Here is a 22,094-nt window from a genome sequence, read left to right as displayed (position 1 = left end):
CCGATCATCGAGGGAGAGCCGAGCATGGCGAGCATCACCGAGGACCTGCGCGGGCGGGACCCCAAGGAGCGTCAGGCGCAGATCGTCGACGTCCTGGTCGACGCGTTCTCGGACCTGATGGAGCGCAGCCCCGCCGAGTTCCGCCGCCGCTTCCGCAAGATGGCCTCCGACCCGTTCGCGTTCTACCGCGGCAGCGCCTGCCTGTTCTACGCCGACGTCGCCGGCGACGACGACCCGTGGGCCGACGAGCGCACCGGCCGCGTGTGGATCCAGGGCGACCTGCACGCGCAGAACTTCGGCACCTACATGAACGACGACGGCGTGTTCGTCTTCGACGTCAACGACTACGACGAGGCCTACGTCGGCCACTTCACCTGGGACGTCAAGCGGCTCGTCGCGAGCTTGGCGCTGCTGGCGTGGCAGAAGGCGATCTCCGACGCCGACATCCGCCGGCTCATCGAGACCTACGTGCACGCCTACGTCGACCAGGTCCGCAAGTTCGCCGCGCACCAGGGCGACGAGAAGTTCGCGCTGACGCTCGACACCACCGGCGGGTACATCCGGGACGTGCTGGTCGCCGCGATGGGCGGTACCCGGATCGGCCTGCTGGAGGGCATGACCGAGGTCGATGGGCCCGAGCGGCGGTTCCGCGACCGGTCCGGCGTCCGCCGCCTGGACGACGCGGAGCGCGCCAAGGTCGAGGCCGCCTACCTGGAGTACCTGGCGACCATCCCGACCGAGAAGCGCTTCGGCAGCTTGACCTACCAGGTCAAGGACATCGTCGGCGCGTCGGGGTTCGGCATCGGCTCGGCGGGCCTGTCGGCCTACAACATCCTGGTGGAGGGCAACACCCAGGCCCTGGAGAACGACGTCGTCCTGTCGATGAAGCAGGGCAACGTCGCCGCCCCCAGCCGCGTCGTCGACGACGCCCGCATCCGCGAGTACTTCCAGCACCACGGGCACCGCACCGCGGTTTCGCGCCGCGCGCTGCAGGCCAACAGCGACCCGTGGCTGGGCCACACCCAGATCGACGGCGTCGGCTACGTCGTCCAGGAACTGTCCCCCTACGAGGAGGACCTGGACTGGAGCGGCCTCACCGAGCCGGAGGAGATGCTGTCGGTCCTGGACGACCTGGGCCGCGCCACCGCCAAGGTCCACTGCGTGTCCGACTCCGACTCCGACCACTCCCTGGTCGACTTCCAGGTCGAGGACGCCATCAACGCGGTGATCGGCGCCGACGAGTCCCCGTTCGTCGAGGCCATGGTCGCGTTCGCCACCCAGTACGCCGAGATCGTCCGCGACGACCACACGTACTTCGTGGACGCCTTCCGCAACCACCAGATCCCGGGCCTGTAGGCGCGGGCCGCCCGGTTCATCGCGGGGCGGGGCGGATCAGGAGGAGGGCTACGTCGTCGTGGCCCTGCTGGTCGGACAGCAGGGCCAGGACGCCGTCGGCGGTCTCCTCCAGGTCCGCGGACTGCGAGGCGACCAGGGCGGACGCCAGCCGGGCGATGCCCTCGTCCACGTTGCGCATCCGGCTCTCGACCAGGCCGTCGGTGTAGAGGGCGAGGGTGGCGCCCGGCGGGATCGCCGCGGGCGCCTGCCCGTACACGGGTGGGTGCGTCTCGTCCGACACCCCGAGCGGCAGCCCGTCCGGGACGGTGAAGTGCCGCGCCGTCCCGTCGGGCAGCGCCAGCAGCGGCGGCGGATGGCCGGCGCACGCCACCTCGCAGCGCAGCGTCGCCGGGTCGCAGACCAGGCACAGGCATGTGGCGAACTGCGCGGCGTCCAGGCCCTGGGCGATCTGGTCGAGCCGCTCCAGCACCTCCCCGGGCGGGAACTCGCAGCCCGCCAGGGTGTGCGCGGCTACCCGCAGCTGCCCCATCGCCGCTGCCGCGGTGACGCCGTGGCCGACCGAGTCGCCGATCACGACGGCGATCCGGTCGCCGGTCAGCGGTACCACGTCGTACCAGTCGCCGCCGACGCCGCTGCGGGCCGGCAGGTAGCGGTGCGCGATCTCCAGGCCGGGCGGGACGGCGACGGCGGCGGGCAGCAGCCCGGCCTTCAGCGCCGTCGCGGTGCTGTGCTCGCGCCGGTACTGGCGGGCGTTGTCGATGCACGTCGCGGCGCGTGCGGCGAGTTCGGCGGCCAGCGCGGCGTCGGCGGAGGCGAACGGCAGCCTGCCGCGTTTGCGGCTGAACACCGCGAACCCGAGCGTGCGCCCCCGCGCGACCAGCGGCACCGCCAGCAGCGAGACGTGGTCGAGGAGGCCGTCGATGAGGCGGCCGGTGCGGTGGGCGAGGGTCTCCTGGATCGCGTCGCCGCCGAACTCGACCATGCGGCCGGTCGCCAGGCAGCGGGCGTAGGGGGTCGACGGCGGGTAGACGATGACCTCGTTGACGGGGAACTCGCGGGACCAGCCGCCGGGATCGTCGCCGGCGAAGGACACCGCCAGGCGCCGCACGACCGCGGATCCGCCGGCCTCCGCGGCGGGCCGGTCGTCGTCGGCGAGGAGCCGCTCCAGGACGTAGACGGCGCCGGCGTCGGCGAACCGGGGGACGGCGACGGCGACGACCTCGCGGGCGGTGCGGTGCAGGTCCAGGGTGGAGCCGATGCGGCGGCCCGCCTCGCTCAGCAGCTCCAGCCCGCCGGCCCACGGCGGCGCCACGGTCAGCGCGACGGCGGCGACCCCGTCCGCGCCGTCCATCGGGTCGCAGGAGGCCGACATGCCCGCGTCCGACAGCGGCAGCACCCCGGTCCAGCGCCGGCCCTCCGCGGCGGCCTTGAGCGCGGCCGTCAGCGGCTCGGCGGCCGCCGGCCGGCCGAGCAGGTCGGTGAGCGCCGCGCCGACCGCCTCTCCCGCGGTGCGGCCGAACAGGCGGGCGGCGCCCTCCCCCCATCCGGCGACACGGCCTTCCGGGGTCAGCAGGACGGTCACCGGGGTCGCGGGTTGTTCGGACATCGATCCTTCACTGTCGCGTTCATCGGGGCCGCCGGACGGTGCCCGCGTTAGGCTGATTCCGCCCCGCACGGCACCCCTCGGTCAAAGGGAGACGATTCATGGACTCCGAGTGGATACCACCCGAAGTCGACAGCCGGAGACCAAGCGTTGCACGGGTCTACGACTTCCTGCTCGGCGGAGACCACAATTTCGCGTCCGATCGTGATCTGGCGACGGGGCTGCTGCGGGTCGAACCGCAGGCGCGGGAGCTGGCGCGGGCGAACCGGGCGTTCCTGCGCCGCGCGGTCCGCGTGGCCGCCGAATCGGGGGTCGACCAGTTCGTCGACATCGGGTCCGGCATCCCGACCCAGGGGAACGTGCACGAGGTCGCGCAGGACGTGAACCCCGACGCGCGCGTGGTGTACGTCGACAACGACGACGTCGCCGTGGCGCACAGCCGCACCATCCTGGCGGGCAACGACCGCGCCACGGTGATCCAGGCCGACATGCGCCGTCCCGGGGACATCCTCGCCGGCGACGGCGTGACCGGCCTGATCGACCTCTCCCGGCCGGTGGCGTTCCTGCTCGTCGCGGCGCTGCACCTGGTCAAGCCCGAGGAGGAGCCGGAGTCGATCGTCGCGGCGCTGCGCGACGCCGCCGCCCCCGGCAGCCACCTGGTGATCTCCCACCTCACCCACGAGGCGGAGCCGGGCAAGACCGCGGCGATCGGCAAGCTGTACGACCGCGCGACCTCACCGGCCGTGGCCCGCTCGCACGCCGAGATCCTGCGGTTCTTCGACGGCTGGGACCTGCTCGACCCCGGCCTGGTGTACGTGCCGGTGTGGCGTCCGGACGGCGAGGTCGACGACAAGCCCGAGCGGTTCCTGATGTTCGGCGGCGTCGGCCGCAGGTAGCGCCTCCGGCCGACGCCGGGGGAGGCGCGTCAGCGGCGGGACAGGACGCGGGCCACGGCGGCGGCGATCACCGTCACCAGGATCCAGCCCGCGGCCACCAGCGCGTAGGAGAACCACTGGTGGCCGCCCGCCGGGTCGAAGGCGCGCTGCTGTCCCAGGTCGACCAGGGGGAGCAGCAGGTCGAGGGTGTAGACGACGGGGTTGAAGTGCGGGGCCTCGTCCGCCTTGAGGGGCTGCGGCGGGTGCGCGCCGTACACCAGGCCGCCCGCCGTCACCAGCAGGGCCAGCCACAGCACCGCGCGCCAGGGCTGGTAGCCGTAGGCGACCGTGGCCTCCTGCAGCAGGCCCCAGACCCGGCCGGCGGGGGTGCCGGCGCGGTGGGCGAGGCGTTCCTTGGCCAGCAGGACGCGGCGTGCCTCGGCCGGCTGCCCCAGGGCGGTGTAGTGGGCGGCCAGCCGCTCGTAGGGCTGGGGCTGGTGGCCGTCCGGGGCGAGGGCCAGCCAGCGCAGCCGCTCGCGGGCGGGCAGGCGCGGTTCCAGGCTCTCGTAGGTGAAGCCGTCCAGTGAAACCGACTGCGCCCATGTCCGCGGGTCGTCGCGGAGGACTCCGACGCGGGCGTGTGACAGGACGACCTCGCCTTGGACGGGTTCGGACGGCCGCAGAATGAGTTCGCCCGCCTGCAGGGTGGGGGCGTCCAGGGCGATGCCGCCGGGGCCGGCGAGGCGGGCACCGGTCAGGTCGACCTGGGCGCCGACCCTGGTGCCCGACAGCCTGACCTTTCCGGTGGCGTGCAGGCCCGTGCAGAACAGGTCGGCGGCGATCTCGGCCCGGGACAGCCGCAGGCAGGTGCGGCCGCCGGGTTTCTCGAGGCGGGCGTCGGTCAGCCTGAGGCGTCCGGCGATGCGGCCGACGACGGCGCGGACCTCGCCGCGGGCCCGCAGCCGCTCGCAGTCGAAGGTGCCGCCGACGGTGATGTTGTCGGCGACCAGCGCGATCCTCTCGCCGTCGCGCCGGGCGCCGCGGCCGGCGTCGAGGGTCGCCCCGGTCAGCGTGAGGTCGTTGCCGACCCGCGCGCCGACGAGGCTGACCCGTCCGCCCGCCACGGTCAGGTCCGTGGCGTCGATGTCGTTGACGGTGACCTGGTCGGCCCACAGCGCGACGCCGTCCGGCGCGGACAGGGAGGCGCCGTCGATGGTGAGGAACGTGCGGATCTGCGCGCCGGGCATGCGCATCTCGCCCTCGGCCCGGAATCCGCGCCGCGCGAAGAACGGGCCCTCGACCGTGAGGCCGCCCGCGCCCAGGGCCACGCCGCCGGGGTTGCGCAGGGCCGCCGCGTCGAGCAGGACCTCGGCGTGGACCCGTGTGCTGCGCAGCGCGGTCTCGCCGTGGACGGTCAGCGCGGTGGCGTGCAGGCCGCCGCCGATCATGGTGCGGCTGAGCGACAGGCCCTTCGAGGAGTGGGCCGCGCCCATGATCGTGGCGTTGTTCAGGTTGAGCCGTCCTTCCACGCGGCCGCCGCGCAGCAGGAAGGGCCCGTCGGCGCGGAACCCCTCGTTTGCCTCGACATCGCCGTCCACGACCAGGCCGTCGGCGGCGGTGGCGACGCCGTCCGCGTCCGGGCCGATCCGGGCGCCGCGCAGCGAGACCTCCCCGTTGATCCTGGCGCGGTCGAGCCTGATCCCGGCCCGGACGGTGCTGAGATGCAGGTTGAGGATGCCGTCCATGCCCATCCGCGCCGCGTTGAGGCTGTGCAGGGACGAGCGCACCAGCCGCACCGTCCGGACGGTCGCCTCGACCAGCCGGACCGGCTCGTCGAAGTGGCAGTACTCGCACACCAGCGCGCAGGGGATCTCGGCGCCCATGAGGTCGAGGCGTCCCCGGACCCGGGCGCCGCGCAACCGGACCCCGGGGCGCCTGCCCGGGTCCGGCGGGACCGCGCCGAGCAGCAGCGCGGCGATCACCTCGGCGCGGACCGTGCGGTCGTCGTCCCACTGCGGAGCGGTGGCGACATCGTCCCGGCCGGGATCGCCCGTGCGCAGGTCGACCCATTCGCCGCGGGGGAAGGCCTCCCACAGCCGTTCTTCGGCCTCGTTGAGCCGCGATGTCGTCATGCCCCGATTGTGGGGGACTCCGGGATGATCGTCAGCGGGCGAAGGCGATGGCGGTGCCCGCGCTGACGACGACCGCGATGATCACCAGGACCAGTGAGGTGCTCAGCGGGTCGCGGCGCTCGGCCGGCCGGTGCGCCCGCACCGCCCGCGGAGCCGCGGGCGCCTCACCCGGCGTGGTCCGCCCCGGCGCCGCCTGCTCCGGCGGGGCCGGCCGCGTCCGGGGCGGCGGCGGGGGAGCGGGGCCGGACGCCCCGCCCGCCGCCGCGGCGGGCGCCGGGCGCGGCTCGGCGGGCGGGGCGTCCGGGGCCGGTGTCCCGGGCGGCGGCGGATCGGTGGGCCGTTCCTGGGACGGCGGCCTCGGCGGGCTTTCGGGCGGTGGTGGCGCCGCCGCGGGCGGCGCCGTGGCCGCGCGCTCGCAGGCGCCGGCGGCGGGCCCGGCGTCCGCCCCGATCCGCACTTCGATGCACACGCTGACCCGGGGCGCCGGCGCGGGGTCGGCGAGCGCGCAGGGCGGGAAGGCGAACACGCCGGCGAGGGCGGCGGGCAGGACGAGGCGGCGGCGCACGCTCAGCCACCTCCCGCGATGCGCCGCGGTCCGCCCCGGCCGCGGGCGCTGAGCCGTCCGTTCTCCATGAGCCTCCGTTCGGGACCGCGGGCGAGACCGGCGTCCTCGCGAGCCCCCGCTGGACGTGCCGTGCCTCCGGCCCGGGCGGCCGTGCGGCGGCCCGGTCATCACCGGTGGTGAGTGTAGTTTCACGGATCGTCGCTACCGGCGGGTTCGGCCTGGGCATCACCTGGAGGTGAGGTGACCGGCCCGGCCAGGGAAGATGGGCCTGTACACCGGAGGCGGCCCGAGGGGATGTACTGCCAGTTCTTGTGAAATACGGTATGAATGCCGGAAGATCTCCTGTAGATGACCTGGTACGAAGGACGATTGATGGAACCGGCCTGAGAGGGGCGGCTGCGTGAGGGGAGACGGCAATGGCGCCGCAGGGAAAACTGGGCCTCGACCCGGAGGTGGTGCGCACCGCCCGGCGGCTGGCCGCCCGGGCCGCAGAGCCCATCATCGACATGGCACGCTCCCACACCACCGTCTCCGTTGAGCGCGCCCTGCTTCGGCTGGCCGGCCTCACCGGCGCCGACGACGGCGGACGCCCCTGGGCCAACCACCTCGCCGACGCCGTCCGCGACCAGGTCGGCCTGGAGCACGGCGTGGCGCTGCCGGTCTGGGACGCACTGCTGAACGGCCCGCACGGCTCCCTCGGCGACCTCGCGCAGGCCGCCGCCCGGGGCCGCGTGTCGTTCCGGCTGCCGTCGGGAACCGACGCCGCCCACGCCCGCAAGGCCGCCGGGGAGGCGGCCCGCGGCGGGATCGGCCGCATCGACCGCCGCCGCGCCGAACGGGACCGGCTGCTGGCCGAACTGCCCCCGCCCGACGCGGGAGACGCGCCGAAGCCGCTGGTCTACCTGATCGTGGCGACCGGCGACATCTACGAGGACATCCCCCAGGCGCAGGCCGCCGCGCGGGAGGGCGCCGACGTCGTCGCGGTGATCCGCTCCACCGGCCAGTCGCTGCTGGACTTCGTCCCCGAGGGCGCCACCCGCGAGGGGTACGCCGGCACCTACGCGACGCGGGAGAACTTCCGGCTGATGCGGTCCGCACTGGACGAGGTGTCCCGCGAGCTCGGCCGGTACGTGCGGCTGACGAACTACGCGTCCGGGCTGTGCATGCCGGAGATCGCGACGCTCGCCGGGCTGGAGCGCCTGGACATGATGCTGAACGACTGCATGTACGGGATCATCTTCCGCGACATCAACCCCCGCCGGACGTTCATCGACCAGCGCTTCTCCCGGCAGATCCACGCCCGCGCCGGCATCATGATCAACACCGGCGAGGACAACTACCTCACCACCGCCGACGCGGTCGACGCCGCGCACACCGTGATCGTCAGCCAGCTGCTGAACGAGAGGTTCGGGCACGAGGCGGGCCTCACCGACGCCCAGCTCGGCCTCGGCCACGCCTTCGAGATCAACCCGGCGATCCCCGAGTCGTTCCGGCTGGAGCTCGCGCACGCCCAGCTCGTCCGGGAGCTGTTCCCCGGCGCGCCGCTGAAGTACATGCCGCCGACCAAGCACATGACCGGCAACATCTTCGCCGGCTACCTGCTGGACGCGTTCTTCAACCTCGCCGGCGTCATGACCGGGCAGTCGATCATCCTGATCGGGATGATGACCGAGGGCATCCACACCCCCTGGCTGTCGGACCGCGACCTGGCGCTGGAGAACGTCCGCTACGTCCGCGACGCCTGCGGCGGCCTCGCCGAGGACTTCGTGCCCCGCCCCGGCGGCATGCTCGTCCAGCGCGCCGAGCGGGTCCTGTCGGAGTCGGTGGAGCTGCTGGAGCGCGTCAGCGACGACGGCCTGCTCACCGCCATCGCCGAGGGCACCTTCGGCGTCACCCGCCGCCCTCCCGACGGCGGCAAGGGCCTGGACGGCGTCGTCCCCCGCGCCGACGGCTACGTCAACCCCGCCATCGAGATCCTCGACTCCGAAGACCCGCACGCCGGCCGCCCCACCGCCGACGCAGCCGAGCAGGAGGTGCCCGCATGACGGTCGAGAGCCCCGGGACCGGTACGCAGACCCCGGCCGAGCCCGCCGACACCCGGCAGGTCATCCGCCCCTACGGCGACACCACCGGGGACGGGATGGTGCAGATGTCGTTCACGCTCCCGGTCCCGTCCGGCAAACGCGCAGACGCCGCCGCGCTGCAGCTCGCCGGGAAGATGGGCCTGGACCAGGCCAGCGTCGTGCACGCCAAGCCGATGGGTCCCGACTTCACCTTCTTCATCGTGTACGGGAAGGTGCGGCACCTCGTCGACTACGCCTCCATCCCCGTCCCCGAGGAACGCGCCTACCCGCTGCTGACCGCTCAGGAGGTGAACCTGGCGATCCGCGGCGCGCTGAACCGGCGGCTGGTGGTCGTCGGCGCCTGCATCGGCACCGACGCCCACACCGTCGGCATCGACGCGATCCTCAACGTCAAGGGGTACGCGGGGGAGAAGGGCCTGGAGTACTACCGCGAGATCCACGTGGTCAACATGGGCGCCCAGGTCACCGTGGCCGAACTGGTCGAGCGCGCCAAGGCCGAGGACGCCGACGCGGTCCTGGTGTCGCAGGTCGTCACCCAGCGCAACGCGCACCTGCACAACACCAAGCAGATGGCCGCCGCGTTCCACTCCGAATACCCCACCGCCGTCGCCGGCGGCATGGGACGGCCCCTGCTGGTCGTCGGCGGCCCCAGGTTCGACACCGTCACCGAGGCCGACCTCGGCGTCGACCGGATCTTCGGCAGGGGCACCACGCCCGCCGAGGTCGCCGCCTACCTCGTGCACGCCCTGCTTCCCGGCGGGACCGCGCCGGGCGACGACGACCCGGAGGACGAGTGATGAGCGACCCGCGCGAGGGACTGGCGGTCACGCACCGCCGCTACATCCCCTACTCCCACGCCCACTACGCGGGCGACCTGGTCGACGGCGCCTACGTGCTCGGGCTGTTCGGGGACGCGGCGACGGAGCTGTGCGTCCGCACCGACGGTGACGAGGGACTGTTCGCGTCCTACTCCGACGTGCAGTTCCGCGCCCCGGTCCGGGCGGGCGACGTCCTGGAGACCACCGCCGTGCTCGCGCGCGCCGGAACCCGCAGCCGCGTCATGGAGTTCGAGGCCCGGGTGGTGTGCCGGGGCCGCCCGGACAAGGGTGAATCGGCCGCCGAGGTCCTGCCGGACCCGATCGTTGCGGTGACCGCCACCGGAACCGTCGTCGTCGCCCCGCCCCGCCCGTGAGACCGGGCGGCCGGGCCGCCGGCCGCCCCCGTGATCGCCGATCTTCCGCACGGAAATCGCACGCCTCACGATCATGGCGCTGACCTGGGAGAACATGGAGTCGCCGCAGAACATGCGGCGGTTGACATGAGGGCTGGAGCCGGTAGTTTTGCTGCAGTCCAGCACGGGACTCACCGATCGTGCCGCCCGAGGCGCCGCAGGGCACCGCGCCACGACGGGGACGGGGGATCACGCGAGTGGTCGACGCCGCGCCCGCCCGAGCCAGCGCGGTGATCCGGGGCCGTGCCCGGACGGAGCCGCCCGATCGCGCGGGGGGTTGGACCCGGGAAGGGCCCGGACATCCGGTAGAAAACGGACGCTCGTTCTCACCGCCTGTGGGACGACTCCGGCCCGACGGGTGTCACGGGCCCTCTTCCGTGTGCGCGCCCCCATCCGTGGTCGCCGTGACGGCCCGAGCCCGGTAGCGTTCCCGGGAGGGAACAAGGGAACGAGGTGGGGACGTGGCCCAGGAGACCCTCCCGGAACGGTCACCGGCCGAGAGCACGGTCACCGGCACGGGAACGGGTGGTGAACCGGGCGCGGCGATACGGCCGGGCTGGGCGGCGCGCCTGGGCGACGGCCTGCGCAGCGGCGGCCGCGCGGGCTGGCCCCGCACGCTGCTGGCCGTGGCCGCCGGGCTGGCCATGTGGCTCGCCTTCCCGCCCTTCGACCTGACACCGGCGGCCCCGGCCGGCGTCGCGCTGCTCACCCTCACGATGCGCGGCCTGTCCGCCCGCACCGGCGCGTGGCTCGGCTTCGTCGGCGGCGCCGCGTTCTTCGTCCCCGTCCTGGAGGGCATCGGCCAGATCGGCCCGGACGCCTGGATCGTGCTCGCCCTCGTCCAGGCCCTGTACTTCCTGCCGCTCGGCGCCGGGATCGCCATGGTCACCCGGCTGCGCGGCTGGCCGGTGTGGACGGCCGCGCTGTGGATCGGCGAAGAGCTGATCCGCGGCCACGTCCCCTTCGGCGGATTCCCGTGGGCGCGGCTCGCCTTCAGCCAGACCGCCACGCCGCTGACACCCTACGCCTCGGTGGGCGGCGCGCCCCTGGTCACGTTCCTGACCGCCCTGATCGGCGGGCTGCTCGCCTACGCGGCCGTCGCCGCCCACCGCGCCCGCACCGCCGGGACGCCGGCGCGATGGCGTCCCCTGGTGCCCGTCGCCGCCGCCCTCGCCGTGATCGCCGCCATCGCCGGGGGCGGGACGCTGATCCCCACGCCCACGTCCGGGCGGCCCGTGACCGTCGCCGTCATCCAGGGCAACGTGCCGCGCCTGGGCCTGGACTTCCTCGGCCAGCGCAAGGCCGTCCTGAACAACCACGTCGAGGCCACCCACGAGCTGGCCGCGCGGGTCCGCGCCGGGAAGGTCCCGAAGCCCGAACTGGTGGTGTGGCCGGAGAACGCCAGCGACCTGGACCCCTACACCGAGCCCGAGGCCTACACCGCCATCGACGCCGCGGTGAAGGACGTCGGCGTCCCCGTCCTGGTCGGCGCCCTCACCGACACGCCCGACGGCGAGAAGGTCGAGAACCGCGGCATCGTCTGGGATCCGCAGAGCGGGCCCGGCGACTACTACGTCAAACGGCACCCCGTCCCGTTCGGGGAGTACCTCCCGTTCCGCGACGTCCTCACCACGCTGATCACCCGGTTCGAGCGGATCCCCCGCGACTTCGCCAAGGGCACCCGTTCCGGCGTGATGCAGCTCGGCCCGGTCACGATCGGCGACGTCATCTGCTTCGAGGTGGCCTACGACAAGGAGGTCCGTGACGTGGCGCGCGGCGACCTGCTGGTCGTGCAGACCAACAACGCCACCTACGGCAAGACGAGCCTGCCGCCGCAGCAGATCGCGATGTCGCGGCTGCGCGCGGTGGAACATGGCCGTACGATCTTGGTTGCCGCGACCAGCGGGATCAGCGCGATCGTCGCCCCGGACGGGCGGATGATCGACGAGTCCCGCGAGTTCGTCCCCGACATCCAGGTCGAGACCGTCCCGGCGCGGACGGCCACCACCCTGTCGGACCGGCTGGGCGCCGCGCCCGAGTGGACGCTCGCGGCGCTCGGCCTCGGCGCGATCTTCGCGGCGGCATGGACGGCGGCGCGCGAGAACGAGGGGAACTGACACCGATGGAGATCCCAGCCGACCTGGGCCGGGTGCTCGTGATCATCCCGACCTACAACGAGCGGGACAACATCGAGGGCATCGCCGGGCGGGTACGCGAGGCCGTCCCGTCCGCGGACGTCCTGGTGGTCGATGACGCCAGCCCCGACGGCACCGGCGAGGCCGCCGACGCCATGGCCGACAAGGACGAGCAGATCCGCGTCCTGCACCGCGAGGGCAAGGACGGCCTCGGCCCGGCCTACATCGCCGGGTTCCGGTGGGCCGCCGAACGCGGCTACGACGTCATGGTCGAGATGGACGCCGACGGCTCCCACCAGCCCGAGGAGCTGCCGCGGCTGCTGGCCGCCCTGGTGGACGCCGACCTGGTCATCGGGGCCCGCTGGGTACCGGGCGGCAAGGTGCGCAACTGGCCCAAGCGGCGCGAGGCGCTGTCGCGGGGCGCCAACACCTACGCCCGGCTGATGCTCGGCATCCCCCTGCACGACGCCACCGGCGGCTACCGCGCGTTCCGCGCCGCGACGCTGGAGAAGATCGGGCTGGACGACGTCGACTCCCGCGGCTACTGCTTCCAGATCGACCTGGCGCTGCGGGCGCTGCGGCAGGGGCTGCGGGTCGTGGAGGTGCCCATCACCTTCGTCGAACGCGTCCACGGCACCAGCAAGATGAACCGGGACGTCATGGCCGAGGCGGCGCTGCGCATCACCCAGTGGGGCGTGAGCGACCGCGCCGGCAAGCTGCGTCCGCCCCGCTGAGCCCCGTCCCGGACCCCGCCCGCCGGACCCCGCGCGCGGCGGGGAAACGAACGGGGGCGCCGCAGCGTTGTACAGGATGAGGCTTTCGACGACCCCGAAGATGGAGCCATGCTGCCGCTGCTGATCGTCCTGGCGTTCCTGCTGGTGCCGGTCCTGGAGATCTACGTCCTGATCCAGGTCGGCCAGGTGATCGGTGCCTGGCCGCTGGCCGGGCTGCTGGCCGCCGAGGTCGTCCTCGGCGCGTGGATCATCCGGCGGGAGGGCCGGCGCGCCTGGGGCGCGCTGTACGACACCGTCCGCAGCGGCGTCCTGCAGGACCGCGAACTCGGCGACGCGGTGCTGGTCATGGCCGGCGGGGTGCTGATCCTGCTGCCCGGCCTCGTCACCGACGTGCTCGGCGCCGCGCTGGTCCTGCCGTTCACGCGGCCGCCGCTCAAGCGGGCGATGTCGGCGTTCGCGGCGCGGCGGATGCGGGCGGCCGAGGCGCGCGCCGCGATGTTCCCGCCGCCCGGCCTCGGAGGCGCCGGGTTCGATCCCTTCGGACGGGGACCGGGACCCGAACGGGTGGAGACCCCGCCCGGGCCCGTGGTCCGCGGCGAGGTCGTCCACGACGATGACACCCCGTCCAAGACCTGACGCGGCCCCCGGCCTCGCAGGCGCCTCCCCGGCCCCGTAGGCGTCCCGCCGGGCCTCTCAGGCGTCGCGCCCGGCGAGCAGGGCACCGCCCGCCAGCAGCGCCGCCGCCGCGTACCCGGCCAGGACCCCCATCCCCGCCCACGGCCCGATCGGCAGCCGGTCCAGGTCGCGGGTCCACTGGACGGCCAGGCCCGCCGACATCGGCGCGAGCTTCTCCAGGCGCTCCTGCCACTGCGCGTCCCCGACGAGCCGCGTGATGACCGGGACGATCCACAGCAGCGCCAGCACGGCCGTGATCGCCGCCGCCTGCTCCCGCACCGCCGTGCCCACCCCGAGCGCCAGCAGTGCCACCAGCACCAGATACAGGACGGTCCCGGCCGCGGCCCGGACGGTGGGCCCGTCCGTCAGCGACAGCGGCGGGTAGCCGGCGGCGGCGGTGAACCCGTTGCCGGGCAGGATGCCCCGCCCCGCCGCCAGCGACGCCAGCACCCCCGCCGTCCCCGCGCCCGCGACGGCGGCCGCGACGACCGCGGCCTTCGCGGCCAGGACCGTGCCGCGGCGCGGGACCGCCGCCAGCGTCGCGGCGATCGTCCCGTTGGCGTACTCGCCGCCGACGGCCAGGACCCCCAGCACGACCGCGGCGACCTGCCCGAGCTGGACGCCCGACAGCGACAGCCTGGGCAGGTCCTCCCGGCATCCGGCGGGGGTCGGGCAGTGGGAGGTGTCCACCGCGCCGGTCACGGCCGCGCCGACCGCCACGATGATCCCCGCCAGGGCCGGCAGCAGCCACATCGTGCTCGGCAGTGTCCGCAGCTTCGTCCACTCCGCGTGCACCGCGCGGGCCGTCGCCGTCACGCGTCCCGCCGCCTGACCAGCCACGCCGCGGCCGCCAGCGCCACCGCCGTGTAGGCGCACAGCACCCCGAAACCGGCCCACGGTCCGATCGCCCGGTCGTACTGCGTCACCGTCTGCTGGATCGCGAACCCCGCCGCCGGGGTCAGCCGTTCCAGCCACCGCGCCGCCGACAGCGGCAGCCCGGTCGCCACGATCTGCGGGACGAGCAGCAGCAGCAGCACCACCGTGATCGCCGGTGCGCTGCGCCGCACGATCACCGCGACCGCCAGGGCGAACACGGCGATCACGCCGAGCAGGGCCCCCGTCCCGACGACCGCCCGCAGCACGGTCGCGTCCCCCAGCGGCGGCGGCGCCAGCCCGTTCGAACGCAGCACCGGTCCGGCCAGCAGCACCGCTCCGAACGCGGCGGCCAGGCCCGCCGCGTCCGCGACAACGGGCCCGGGCCCGTGCCCGGCGCCGTCCCCGCCGGGCACGGCGTCCTCGGCATGCGCGAACGCGCCGCCGCCGTCGGCGGCGACCTGCACGCCGGCCCCGGCCCGGCCGGCGGGTTCCTGGTCGAGGCGGCGCTCCCCGCGGCGGAGACGCCATGACCGGCGGAGACGCCGGGACCGATGAGGGCGCCGGGACCGTGCGCGTGGCCGTGGCCGACGACCAGGAGGTCGCCCGGGCCGGATTCGGCGCCCTGCTGGGCACCCAGCCCGACCTGGACGTCGTCGCCACCGCCGCCGACGGCGCCGCCGCGGTCCGCGTCTGCCGCGAGCACCGGCCCGACGTCGTGCTGATGGACGTGCGGATGCCCGTCATGGACGGCATCGAGGCCACCCGCCGCATCACCGCCGACCCCGGCGCCCCCCGCGTGCTGATCCTCACCACGTTCGACCTCGACGAGCACGTCTACGACGCGCTCGTCGCCGGCGCCAGCGGGTTCCTGCTCAAGGACGTCACCGCCGAGCGGCTGTTCGACGCCGTCCGGGTCGTCGCCTCCGGCGAGGCGCTGCTCGCGCCGGCCGTCACCCGCCGCCTCATCGGCGAGTTCGCCCGCCTGCGGCCCCGCCCCCCGTCCGGGACGCGGCACGCCCTGGACGCCCTGACGCCCCGGGAGACCGACGTGCTGCGCCTGGTCGCCGAGGGTCTCACCAACGGCGAGATCGCCGCGCGCCTCGTCGTGGGGGAGGAGACGGTCAAGACCCACGTCAGCCGCATCCTGCGCAAGCTGGGGCTCCGCGACCGCGTCCAGGCCGTCGTCACCGCCTACGAGAGCGGCCTCGTCCTGCCCCGGACGGGCCGCTGAGGATTCCGGCATTCGGACATGGGACGGGCCCGCACCGGCGACCGGTGCGGGCCCGTTCCACTCGAAGAATCAGATGCTCACGCCGACTTCCTGCGCCCCGCCCGCAGGATCTCCAGCCGCTCCGCCAGAACCTCCTCCAGGTCCTCGACGGTTCTGCGTTCCATGAGCATGTCCCAGTGGGTCCGCGGCGGCTTGCCCTTCTTCGTTTGGGGCAGTTCCCCGTCGACCCGCAGGGCCGTGGCGCCGCAGCTGCGGCATTCCCAGGTCATCGGCACCTCGGCCTCGGCTGCGAGCGTCACGGTGAACCGGTGGCCCTTGGTGCAGGTGTAGTCCACCTCTTGCCGAGGGGCGAGATCGGTGTTGCGATCGTTCTCGTAGCTCGTCGCTCCGAGTCGAGTACCGCGAAGTGCGCGCTCGGCCATCGTCACGTGCCTCCCAGACGGCTTGCGGTCTTGCCCTGACCAACGCTGAATACCGTGACAAGATTCCCGCACCCAGCGTGATCCAACCCTGCTGTTTCCGGCCGCACCGGGCCGCCGGTGAGGAACGTCCCGCTCAGACGCTAGTTACGGGACGTGAGCACCTCGTCGATCAACCCGTAGTCCCTGGCCTCGGCGGCGCTGAAGAAGCGCGCGCGGTCCAGGTCGCGGCGCACGGTCTCCGGTTCCCGCCCGGTCGCCTCCGCCAGGATCGCCTCGGTCTGCGCCCGCAGCCTCAGCACCTCGCGGGCCTGGATGTCCAGGTCGGTGGTGTAGCCCCGCGACACCTCGACGGCGGGCTCGTGCAGCAGGATCCGCGCGCCGGTCAGCGCCGCCCGCCGGCCCGGCGAGCCGGCGGCCAGCAGGATCGCCGCCGCCGACCCGGCCTGCCCCACGCACGTCGTCTCGATCGGCGGCGCGACGTAGCGCATCGTGTCGCAGATCGCCAGCATCGCCGTCAGCGACCCGCCCGGCGAGTTGATGTACAGGGCGATGGGGCGGTCGGCGTCCATGCCCTCCAGCGCCAGCAGCTGCGCCGTGACGTCATTGGCGCTGATGTCGTCCACGGGGGCGCCGAGGAAGACGATGCGGTCCTCGAACAGCTTGTTGTAGGGATTGGTGTCCTTGCGCCCGAAGTTCGTCTGCTCCTCGAACTCGGGGACGAGGTAGCGCCTTTCCGCACGTGTCATGTGCCCACCCGGTCGGTGCTGTCGATGACATGGTCGACGAAACCATAGTCGCGGGCCTCCTCCGCGGTGAACCACGCGTCGCGGTCCCCGTCGGCCTCGATCTGCTCCAGCGTCTGGCCGGTGTGGAACGCCGTCAGCTCCGCCAGGGTCCGCTTGAGGTACAGCGACTGCTCCGCCTGGATCTTGATGTCGGACGCGGTGCCGCCGATCCCGCCGTGCGGCTGGTGCATCATCACCCGCGAGTGCCGCAGCGCGTACCGCTTGCCCGCGGTCCCGGCGCACAGCAGCGTCTGACCCATGGAGGCCGCCATGCCCATCGCGACCGTGGAGATGTCGTTCGGGACGAACCGCATCATGTCGTAGATCGCCATCCCGGCGTCCACGACCCCGCCGGGGGAGTTGATGTAGATCGTGATGTCGCGCCGCGCGTCCTGCGCGGCGAGCAGCAGCAGCTGGGCGTTGACCCGGTTGGCGAGCTTGTCGTCGATCTCGGTGCCGAGGAACACGATCCGCTGCGCCAGCAGCCGCTCGAACAGCTGCGCGTCCGCCAGCTGGGGCAGCTCCGCGACACTCGCGCGGGACCTCCCCGCGTACGTCTCCGGTCGCGCATCGGCCCGGTCCGGCGCCGAGTTCTCCCGCATGTGCCCTCCTAGATCGGATGTATAGAATGTACATTTTAATGTTCTGCCTGGCGAGTTGGACAAGACGCGTTCGCTATAGGATGAAAGACGTGGAAATCGCGGTCACGAAGGCCCGGAAGATCTTCGCGGAGCTGCTCAACCGGGTCATCTATGGCGGTGAGGAGATCGTGCTCACCCGTCACGGCAAGACCGTGGCCGGACTCGTCTCGGCCGAAGACCTGGAGTTGCTGCGGCAGGTCAGGGCCGCACGGCTCGACCTGACCCATGCCGGGCTCTCCGCTGCGGAAGAGGCCTCGCGAGCCATCCCGGAGGAGACTCCCTTCCCGATCGCGGCGCAGTACCGCCCTCCTGGCCGGCAGCGCCCCGGCTTCGGCCGCTGACCTGGTGAGCGCCCGGCGTGCCGTCGCGGGAGGATCCGTCCGCGATGTGCGGGCGCGTCAGCCGGCGGGTGCGGGGCCCGGCCAGAGGTTGCGCGACTTCATGATGCGGCGCAGCTCGACGATCTCGTCGGTCATGATTCCGTCGACGCCGAGGTCCAGGAGGTGTTCCATGGCGGCGGGGTCGTTGACCGTCCAGGCGTGGACCCGCAGGCCCAGTTCGTGGGCGCGGGCGATGAACGACTCGGTGACGAACGGGACGGGCCCGAGGCCGTAGGGGACCTGCGCGCACGCGACGCCCGTGGCGGCGAGGCGTATGAGCTTGGCGGCCGGGCCCCCGTAGGACTTGGCGCGCAGGGCCATCACGCCGCGCGGGTCGAGGGCGGTGCACACGTCGCGGTCGGTGAACAGGGGGAGGCGGGCGCGCATCTGCGCCAGCCGGCGGGTGGAGAAGGACGTGATGCACACCCGGTGCCAGGCGTTCGCACGGTGCAGCGCCGCGGCCAGGGGGCCGATGACGGGGGCGTCCTTCAGGTCGATGTTGACGCGGGCCTGGGGGAAGGAGCCGAGGATCTCCTCCAGGCGGGGGATGGGCTCGGCGCCGCCGATGCGGGCCTTGGCGACCTCGGCGTAGGGGAGGCGCGCGATGGTGCCCGTGCGGTCGGTCACGCGGTCCAGGGTGCGGTCGTGGAAGGCGACGACGACGCCGTCGGCGGTGGCGTGGGCGTCGGTCTCCAGGTAGCGGTAGCCGAGGTCGACGGCGCGCTGGAATGCGGCCAGGGAGTTCTCGGGGAGGCCGTCCGCGCCGCCCCGGTGGGCGAAGGGGATCGGCCCGGGGTGGTCGAGGAACTCATACGAGCGGCGCACTCGTCCGATTATGGCCGACCGGCCGCCCGGACTGGACCTCACTGCGTAAAGGCCGGGGGCCGGGGCACCCGGTGCTAGCGTCACCACGGCAGGCGATCAGCGAAGGAGCACGCGCATGGCGGATGTGAACGACTACCGGGCGACGTTCGAGCTCGTGGACGTCGACGGCGACGGGTACATCTCGGCGGACGAGCTGAAGAACCTGATGAGAGCGCTCGGCGAGGATGTCACCGGAGCCCGCGCGGTGGAGGTCGTCGTGGCCGCCGACGCGAACCGGGACGGGAAGATCTCCCTGGAGGAGTTCACCGCCCTGATGGAGCGGACCGCCCGCCCGGACTGACCGGCCGGACGGGCCGCCCGAACCGGTCGGGGGGTGGCTCAGTCCGCGCGGCGCCGGAGATTGAGGGCGTTGTCGGTGCGCGTCATGACGCGTCCGTCGGGGGCGGTCTGGACGCGTTCGTGATCGCCGCTGCGCAGCACGTCCCATTCTCCGTCCGGGAGGTCCAGGGACTTCAGGACCTCGTCGGCGGTGGGCAGGTGCACGCCGGGGTGGGCGTCGGGGTCCCAGGGCGGCGGGCCGGCGTGCCCGGCGATGAGCAGGGTTCCGCCGGGTGCGACGGCCGCGGCGGCGGCGCGCAGGATCTCCTCGCGGGGCATGCCCTCCTCGGGGGAGTGCAGGAAATGGGCGGAGACCAGGTCGTAGGTGCCCTCGGGGAACGACGAGCCGAGGTCGTGGCGGCGCCAGTCGACGCGGTCGGCGACGCCGGCCGCCTCGGCGTGGCGGGCGGCGCGTTCGAGCGCGACGCGGGAGATGTCGGCGGCGGTGACGCGCCAGCCCCGCTTCGCGAGCCAGATGGCGTCGGCGCCTTCGCCGCATCCCAGGTCGAGGGCGGTGCCGGGTTCCAGCCCGGTGACCTCCTCGACGAGGACGGTGTTGGGTTCCCCGCTCCACAGGTGGTCGTGCTCGGCGTAGCGGGCGTCCCAGAATTCTTCGCCGGTGGTGTGGTCCATGGTCCGATGATGCGCCGTCACCGTCTCGTCCGGCGAACCGTGTTGCCGTTTCCGCAAGGCGAGCAGGGAGAAGGCGCCGAGGGCGGCCGGTGCGGCGGCGAGGGCGTAGCAGGCCGGCAGCGGCAGCACGTCGAGGAGCATGCCGGTCGCCGCCGTGCCGCCGGCCGCGCCGAGGTTCAGGGCGGTGTTCACCCAGGCCGCCGTCCGGGTGCGCGCGTCCGGCGGCGCGGACGCGTCGGCGAGCAGGTAGGCGGCGGTGAGGGTGGGGCCGACGAAGAGCCCGGCGGCGCACGTCAGCAGGGCCAGGACGGTGAGGCTCGGCGCGAGGCCCGCGGCGGCCGGCGTAATGCCGAGCGGGAGCAGGAGCGCGGCGAGGCGGCCGCGTCCGGATGGGGTCCTTGCGGCCGCGCCGTAGACGAGGCCGCCGAGGGTGCTGCCGACCGCGAGAGCGGCCTCCACCCAGGCGGCCGCGGCGGGCTGGTGGTGGCGGTGGCTGAACGCCACGGCCAGCAGGGCGGTCGATCCCAGGACGACGCCGGTGGCCGCGGCGGCGATGGCCGGGGCGGCCGGGATCGCGGGCATGCGGGGGCCCCGGTGGCGCCCGCGCGGCCGCGGGCGTGCCGCAGGGGAGGTGCTCAGGCCGACGGTGCCGGCGGCGACCAGGGCGGCGCTGAGGGCGATTCCGAGGGACGGTGAGGCGATCACGGCCAGCAGCCCCGCCAGGAGCGGTCCGGCGACGAACACGAGTTCCTCGGCGACGGTGTCGAGGCTGTAGGCGCGCCGCAGGAGCGGTCCGTCCTTGAGGAGGCCGCTCCACAGCGTCCGCATGACCACGCCGACCGGGGGAGCGGTGATGCCGGCGGCGATGGTCAGGGCCGCCAGGAGCGGGACGGGGGTCCCGGGCCGCCAGGTGAGGGCGGCCAGGGCGGTGAGGGCGACGGTGTAGCCCGCGGCCATCGGGGGCAGGGCGCGGCGCGGGCCGTGCCGGTCGATGAGGGCGGCGCGCACGGGCGTCAGGGCGGAGACCGTGAGGCCGAGCAGGGCCAGAAGCCCGCCCGCCTTGGCGTAGGAGCCCGTGGAGGAGGTGAACGCCAGCGTCAGGGACAGGAAGACCGTCCCGTAGGACAGGCGTCCCAGCAGGGCCAGGCCGAAGGTGCGGAGGGCGTGCGGTGTGCGCAGGACGGCCGCGTACGACGCAGTCACAGGAGGGGTGTTCCTCAGAAAGGCCCCGGTCCGGGCCGGGGCGGTTTGCGGGGACGCCGGATGCCGCCGTCGCCTTCCCGGCGGCGCGGGACGTCCTACGCAAATATGAGGAACTGCACGGGCCGATGGTAGCGCCTCGCGGGCGCCGGATGCGCGGTCAGGTGCGGGTGAGGCGCCAGGTCTCGGGGGACCGGCAGGTGCGGGCGAGGCCGCGGATGGTGGCGCGGGCGGGGTCGCGGGCGATGGCGATGGTGAGGCCCATCTCGGCGGTGAGCCGGCCCGGCAGGGACGGCAGGCGGGCGCCGCCGCCGGTCAGCAAGAGCCCGCCGCTGCGGGCGGTGCGGCGCAGCGGGACCGGCAGGTCGGTGAGCATGTGCCGGATCCCGGTCGCGATCTGTCCCCGCACGTGCTCGGGGATACGGGGCAGGCTGTGGCCCGCCCGGTGTTCGGGCAGGTACTGGATGGACCGGGCGGCGTGGACGCGGCCCCGCATGATGACGGCGGCCTCGACGATGCCCGCGCCGATGTCGAGGATGAGGCGGGGCCGGGGGTCGCCGGGGTCGATGCCGGCGCCGATCGCGGCGGCGAGCGGTGCCTCCATGGTGCGGACGGGGCGGCCTGCGGCGGCGCGGACGGCGGCGGCCGCGCGGTCGAGCTGGGCGCCGCTGGCGGCTGCCGGCACGGCGAGCAGGATTTCGCGGAGTTCGCGTTCGGGGTCGGCTTCCAGGAGGGTGAGGCGGGTCAGCCGGGTGCAGGCGCAGGCGTCGGTCACCATGCCGTGCTCGATGGGGCGGGCCCGGAAGGTACGGCCGGTCCGGCCGGTGGGGGCGGGCCCGCCGACCGCCGAGGGGCGGTCGACGAGCACGTCGCGGGCGGGCAGCGTCGCCCGGATGCGGCTGCTGCCGAGGTCGATGGCCGCGTGCGGGCCGGGCGGCGTCAGGGTGGGCATCAGCGCCGTCGTTGCTGGCACCGCACGCAGCGGCGCGCGTAGGGGAGAATCTCCAGGCGGCCCGCGGGGACGGGTTCGCGGCAGTCTTCGCAGAGGCCGTAGGTGCCGTCGTCGAGGCGGGTGAGGGCGGCGTCGATCTCCTCCAGCGTGCCCTGCAGGCTCTCGCGGCGGGCGAAGGACGCCTCGTCGGGGGCGCCGTCCTCCTCGTGCTCCAGGACGGCGAGCTGGGCGATCCGGGTCTGGCGCTCCCGCTGGAGCAGCTCCCGGGCCTGGCGGGTCTGCGCGCCGTCCGGCGGGTAGCCGCCGGACGTGCCGTGGACCGCGATGTTCACCGTCATGTCTCTCGGGCTCCCTTCGGCGCCAGGGTCACGGGCCGGCCGA

The 22,094-nt window shown here is 74.0% G+C and carries 23 protein-coding genes; 11 read left to right on the top strand and 12 right to left on the bottom strand.

Annotated features, from left to right (window positions below; all coding sequences use genetic code 11):
• The first annotated feature begins 24 nt into the window (after window positions 1-24).
• Window positions 25-1,356 carry a DUF2252 domain-containing protein gene (locus tag ACGFK0_RS14230; RefSeq protein WP_392905117.1) on the top strand — a complete coding sequence of 444 codons (1,332 nt, stop codon included), beginning with the start codon at window positions 25-27 and terminating at the stop codon, window positions 1,354-1,356.
• 16 nt (window positions 1,357-1,372) lie between these two features.
• On the opposite strand, the gene ACGFK0_RS14225 is transcribed toward ACGFK0_RS14230, so the two are convergent.
• Entirely contained in the window at window positions 1,373-2,962 is a 1,590-nt protein-coding gene (locus ACGFK0_RS14225) for a SpoIIE family protein phosphatase (protein ID WP_392904478.1), read from the bottom strand.
• 98 nt (window positions 2,963-3,060) lie between these two features.
• Between ACGFK0_RS14225 and ACGFK0_RS14220 the strand changes: the two genes are divergently transcribed.
• Entirely contained in the window at window positions 3,061-3,855 is a 795-nt protein-coding gene (locus ACGFK0_RS14220; protein ID WP_392904476.1) for an SAM-dependent methyltransferase, read from the top strand.
• A gap of 29 nt (window positions 3,856-3,884) precedes the next feature.
• Here ACGFK0_RS14220 and ACGFK0_RS14215 read toward each other — a convergent pair whose 3' ends face one another.
• The gene (locus tag ACGFK0_RS14215; protein ID WP_392904474.1) at window positions 3,885-5,966 is read right to left on the bottom strand and encodes a hypothetical protein; all 2,082 of its coding nucleotides are present in this window, start codon (window positions 5,964-5,966) and stop codon (window positions 3,885-3,887) included.
• Between the two features lie 31 nt (window positions 5,967-5,997).
• Window positions 5,998-6,531 (bottom strand): hypothetical protein, encoded by a 534-nt coding sequence (locus ACGFK0_RS14210; RefSeq protein WP_392904472.1) that lies wholly within the window; start codon window positions 6,529-6,531, stop codon window positions 5,998-6,000.
• A gap of 416 nt (window positions 6,532-6,947) precedes the next feature.
• Between ACGFK0_RS14210 and ACGFK0_RS14205 the strand changes: the two genes are divergently transcribed.
• From ACGFK0_RS14205 to ACGFK0_RS14180, 6 genes are all read left to right on the top strand, one after another.
• On the top strand, window positions 6,948-8,576 hold the full coding sequence (locus tag ACGFK0_RS14205) for a lysine 5,6-aminomutase subunit alpha (RefSeq protein ID WP_392904470.1): 1,629 nt from the start codon (window positions 6,948-6,950) through the stop codon (window positions 8,574-8,576).
• Entirely contained in the window at window positions 8,573-9,412 is an 840-nt protein-coding gene (locus tag ACGFK0_RS14200) for an OAM dimerization domain-containing protein (protein ID WP_392904467.1), read from the top strand. The genes ACGFK0_RS14205 and ACGFK0_RS14200 overlap by 4 nt, the downstream gene beginning before the upstream one ends.
• A complete protein-coding gene (locus ACGFK0_RS14195; RefSeq protein WP_392904465.1) occupies window positions 9,412-9,807 on the top strand; it encodes a hotdog fold domain-containing protein in 396 nt (131 codons plus the stop codon). The genes ACGFK0_RS14200 and ACGFK0_RS14195 overlap by 1 nt, the downstream gene beginning before the upstream one ends.
• 500 nt (window positions 9,808-10,307) lie before the next feature.
• Window positions 10,308-11,963, top strand: coding sequence for an apolipoprotein N-acyltransferase (gene lnt, locus ACGFK0_RS14190; protein WP_392904463.1), 1,656 nt, complete (start codon window positions 10,308-10,310; stop codon window positions 11,961-11,963).
• A 5-nt stretch (window positions 11,964-11,968) separates the two neighbouring features.
• Entirely contained in the window at window positions 11,969-12,715 is a 747-nt protein-coding gene (locus ACGFK0_RS14185) for a polyprenol monophosphomannose synthase (protein ID WP_392904460.1), read from the top strand.
• Window positions 12,716-12,823: 108 nt separating this feature from the next.
• Window positions 12,824-13,351, top strand: coding sequence for an FxsA family protein (locus ACGFK0_RS14180; RefSeq protein WP_392904458.1), 528 nt, complete (start codon window positions 12,824-12,826; stop codon window positions 13,349-13,351).
• Between the two features lie 57 nt (window positions 13,352-13,408).
• Here ACGFK0_RS14180 and ACGFK0_RS14175 read toward each other — a convergent pair whose 3' ends face one another.
• Together ACGFK0_RS14175 and ACGFK0_RS14170 are read right to left on the bottom strand one after the other, a co-directional pair.
• A complete protein-coding gene (locus ACGFK0_RS14175; RefSeq protein ID WP_392904456.1) occupies window positions 13,409-14,206 on the bottom strand; it encodes an ABC transporter permease subunit in 798 nt (265 codons plus the stop codon).
• The gene (locus ACGFK0_RS14170; RefSeq protein ID WP_392904454.1) at window positions 14,203-14,730 is read right to left on the bottom strand and encodes a hypothetical protein; all 528 of its coding nucleotides are present in this window, start codon (window positions 14,728-14,730) and stop codon (window positions 14,203-14,205) included. The genes ACGFK0_RS14175 and ACGFK0_RS14170 overlap by 4 nt, the downstream gene beginning before the upstream one ends.
• A 62-nt stretch (window positions 14,731-14,792) precedes the next feature.
• Here ACGFK0_RS14170 and ACGFK0_RS14165 point away from each other — a divergent pair, with 62 nt between their 5' ends.
• A complete protein-coding gene (locus ACGFK0_RS14165; RefSeq protein ID WP_392904452.1) occupies window positions 14,793-15,497 on the top strand; it encodes a response regulator in 705 nt (234 codons plus the stop codon).
• Between the two features lie 77 nt (window positions 15,498-15,574).
• On the opposite strand, the gene ACGFK0_RS14160 is transcribed toward ACGFK0_RS14165, so the two are convergent.
• From ACGFK0_RS14160 to ACGFK0_RS14150, 3 genes are all read right to left on the bottom strand, one after another.
• Window positions 15,575-15,919 (bottom strand): RNA polymerase-binding protein RbpA, encoded by a 345-nt coding sequence (locus tag ACGFK0_RS14160; protein ID WP_392904449.1) that lies wholly within the window; start codon window positions 15,917-15,919, stop codon window positions 15,575-15,577.
• 140 nt (window positions 15,920-16,059) lie between these two features.
• Window positions 16,060-16,665 carry an ATP-dependent Clp protease proteolytic subunit gene (locus ACGFK0_RS14155; protein ID WP_392904447.1) on the bottom strand — a complete coding sequence of 202 codons (606 nt, stop codon included), beginning with the start codon at window positions 16,663-16,665 and terminating at the stop codon, window positions 16,060-16,062.
• Window positions 16,662-17,306: a ClpP family protease gene (locus ACGFK0_RS14150; RefSeq protein WP_392904444.1), complete on the bottom strand. Its 645-nt coding sequence runs from the start codon at window positions 17,304-17,306 to the stop codon at window positions 16,662-16,664. Before ACGFK0_RS14150 ends, ACGFK0_RS14155 begins: the two co-directional genes overlap by 4 nt.
• A gap of 89 nt (window positions 17,307-17,395) precedes the next feature.
• Between ACGFK0_RS14150 and ACGFK0_RS14145 the strand changes: the two genes are divergently transcribed.
• Window positions 17,396-17,686: a type II toxin-antitoxin system Phd/YefM family antitoxin gene (locus ACGFK0_RS14145; RefSeq protein ID WP_392904440.1), complete on the top strand. Its 291-nt coding sequence runs from the start codon at window positions 17,396-17,398 to the stop codon at window positions 17,684-17,686.
• Between the two features lie 57 nt (window positions 17,687-17,743).
• Here ACGFK0_RS14145 and ACGFK0_RS14140 read toward each other — a convergent pair whose 3' ends face one another.
• Complete coding sequence (locus ACGFK0_RS14140; RefSeq protein WP_392904437.1) at window positions 17,744-18,550, bottom strand: glycerophosphodiester phosphodiesterase; 807 nt, start codon at window positions 18,548-18,550, stop codon at window positions 17,744-17,746.
• Window positions 18,551-18,665: 115 nt separating this feature from the next.
• Here ACGFK0_RS14140 and ACGFK0_RS14135 point away from each other — a divergent pair, with 115 nt between their 5' ends.
• Window positions 18,666-18,890 carry an EF-hand domain-containing protein gene (locus ACGFK0_RS14135; protein WP_392904434.1) on the top strand — a complete coding sequence of 75 codons (225 nt, stop codon included), beginning with the start codon at window positions 18,666-18,668 and terminating at the stop codon, window positions 18,888-18,890.
• A gap of 38 nt (window positions 18,891-18,928) precedes the next feature.
• Here ACGFK0_RS14135 and ACGFK0_RS14130 read toward each other — a convergent pair whose 3' ends face one another.
• The 3 genes from ACGFK0_RS14130 to ACGFK0_RS14120 all read right to left on the bottom strand — a co-directional run bounded on the left by ACGFK0_RS14130 (window position 18,929) and on the right by ACGFK0_RS14120 (window position 22,051).
• Window positions 18,929-20,764, bottom strand: coding sequence for an MFS transporter (locus ACGFK0_RS14130; RefSeq protein ID WP_392904431.1), 1,836 nt, complete (start codon window positions 20,762-20,764; stop codon window positions 18,929-18,931).
• 157 nt (window positions 20,765-20,921) lie between these two features.
• Window positions 20,922-21,713 (bottom strand): rod shape-determining protein, encoded by a 792-nt coding sequence (locus ACGFK0_RS14125; RefSeq protein WP_392904427.1) that lies wholly within the window; start codon window positions 21,711-21,713, stop codon window positions 20,922-20,924.
• Window positions 21,713-22,051 carry a TraR/DksA family transcriptional regulator gene (locus ACGFK0_RS14120; protein WP_392904424.1) on the bottom strand — a complete coding sequence of 113 codons (339 nt, stop codon included), beginning with the start codon at window positions 22,049-22,051 and terminating at the stop codon, window positions 21,713-21,715. Before ACGFK0_RS14120 ends, ACGFK0_RS14125 begins: the two co-directional genes overlap by 1 nt.
• Window positions 22,052-22,094: the final 43 nt, after the last annotated feature.

The organism is Spirillospora sp. NPDC048823 (genome assembly GCF_043198445.1).
Taxonomy (GTDB): Bacteria; Actinomycetota; Actinomycetes; order Streptosporangiales; family Streptosporangiaceae; genus Spirillospora.
This window is presented reverse-complemented; position numbering and strand designations above follow the sequence as displayed.

Coding starts and splice junctions, on each gene's coding strand:
- ACGFK0_RS14120 (WP_392904424.1), bottom strand. CDS start 22,051: ATGACGGTGAACATCGCGGTCCACGGCACGTCCGGCGGCTACCCGCCG.
- ACGFK0_RS14135 (WP_392904434.1), top strand. CDS start 18,666: ATGGCGGATGTGAACGACTACCGGGCGACGTTCGAGCTCGTGGACGTC.
- ACGFK0_RS14220 (WP_392904476.1), top strand. CDS start 3,061: ATGGACTCCGAGTGGATACCACCCGAAGTCGACAGCCGGAGACCAAGC.
- ACGFK0_RS14125 (WP_392904427.1), bottom strand. CDS start 21,713: ATGCCCACCCTGACGCCGCCCGGCCCGCACGCGGCCATCGACCTCGGC.
- ACGFK0_RS14225 (WP_392904478.1), bottom strand. CDS start 2,962: ATGTCCGAACAACCCGCGACCCCGGTGACCGTCCTGCTGACCCCGGAA.
- ACGFK0_RS14205 (WP_392904470.1), top strand. CDS start 6,948: ATGGCGCCGCAGGGAAAACTGGGCCTCGACCCGGAGGTGGTGCGCACC.
- ACGFK0_RS14230 (WP_392905117.1), top strand. CDS start 25: ATGGCGAGCATCACCGAGGACCTGCGCGGGCGGGACCCCAAGGAGCGT.
- ACGFK0_RS14165 (WP_392904452.1), top strand. CDS start 14,793: ATGACCGGCGGAGACGCCGGGACCGATGAGGGCGCCGGGACCGTGCGC.
- ACGFK0_RS14180 (WP_392904458.1), top strand. CDS start 12,824: ATGCTGCCGCTGCTGATCGTCCTGGCGTTCCTGCTGGTGCCGGTCCTG.
- ACGFK0_RS14200 (WP_392904467.1), top strand. CDS start 8,573: ATGACGGTCGAGAGCCCCGGGACCGGTACGCAGACCCCGGCCGAGCCC.
- ACGFK0_RS14215 (WP_392904474.1), bottom strand. CDS start 5,966: ATGACGACATCGCGGCTCAACGAGGCCGAAGAACGGCTGTGGGAGGCC.
- ACGFK0_RS14155 (WP_392904447.1), bottom strand. CDS start 16,665: ATGACACGTGCGGAAAGGCGCTACCTCGTCCCCGAGTTCGAGGAGCAG.
- ACGFK0_RS14185 (WP_392904460.1), top strand. CDS start 11,969: ATGGAGATCCCAGCCGACCTGGGCCGGGTGCTCGTGATCATCCCGACC.
- ACGFK0_RS14150 (WP_392904444.1), bottom strand. CDS start 17,306: ATGCGGGAGAACTCGGCGCCGGACCGGGCCGATGCGCGACCGGAGACG.
- ACGFK0_RS14195 (WP_392904465.1), top strand. CDS start 9,412: ATGAGCGACCCGCGCGAGGGACTGGCGGTCACGCACCGCCGCTACATC.
- ACGFK0_RS14160 (WP_392904449.1), bottom strand. CDS start 15,919: ATGGCCGAGCGCGCACTTCGCGGTACTCGACTCGGAGCGACGAGCTAC.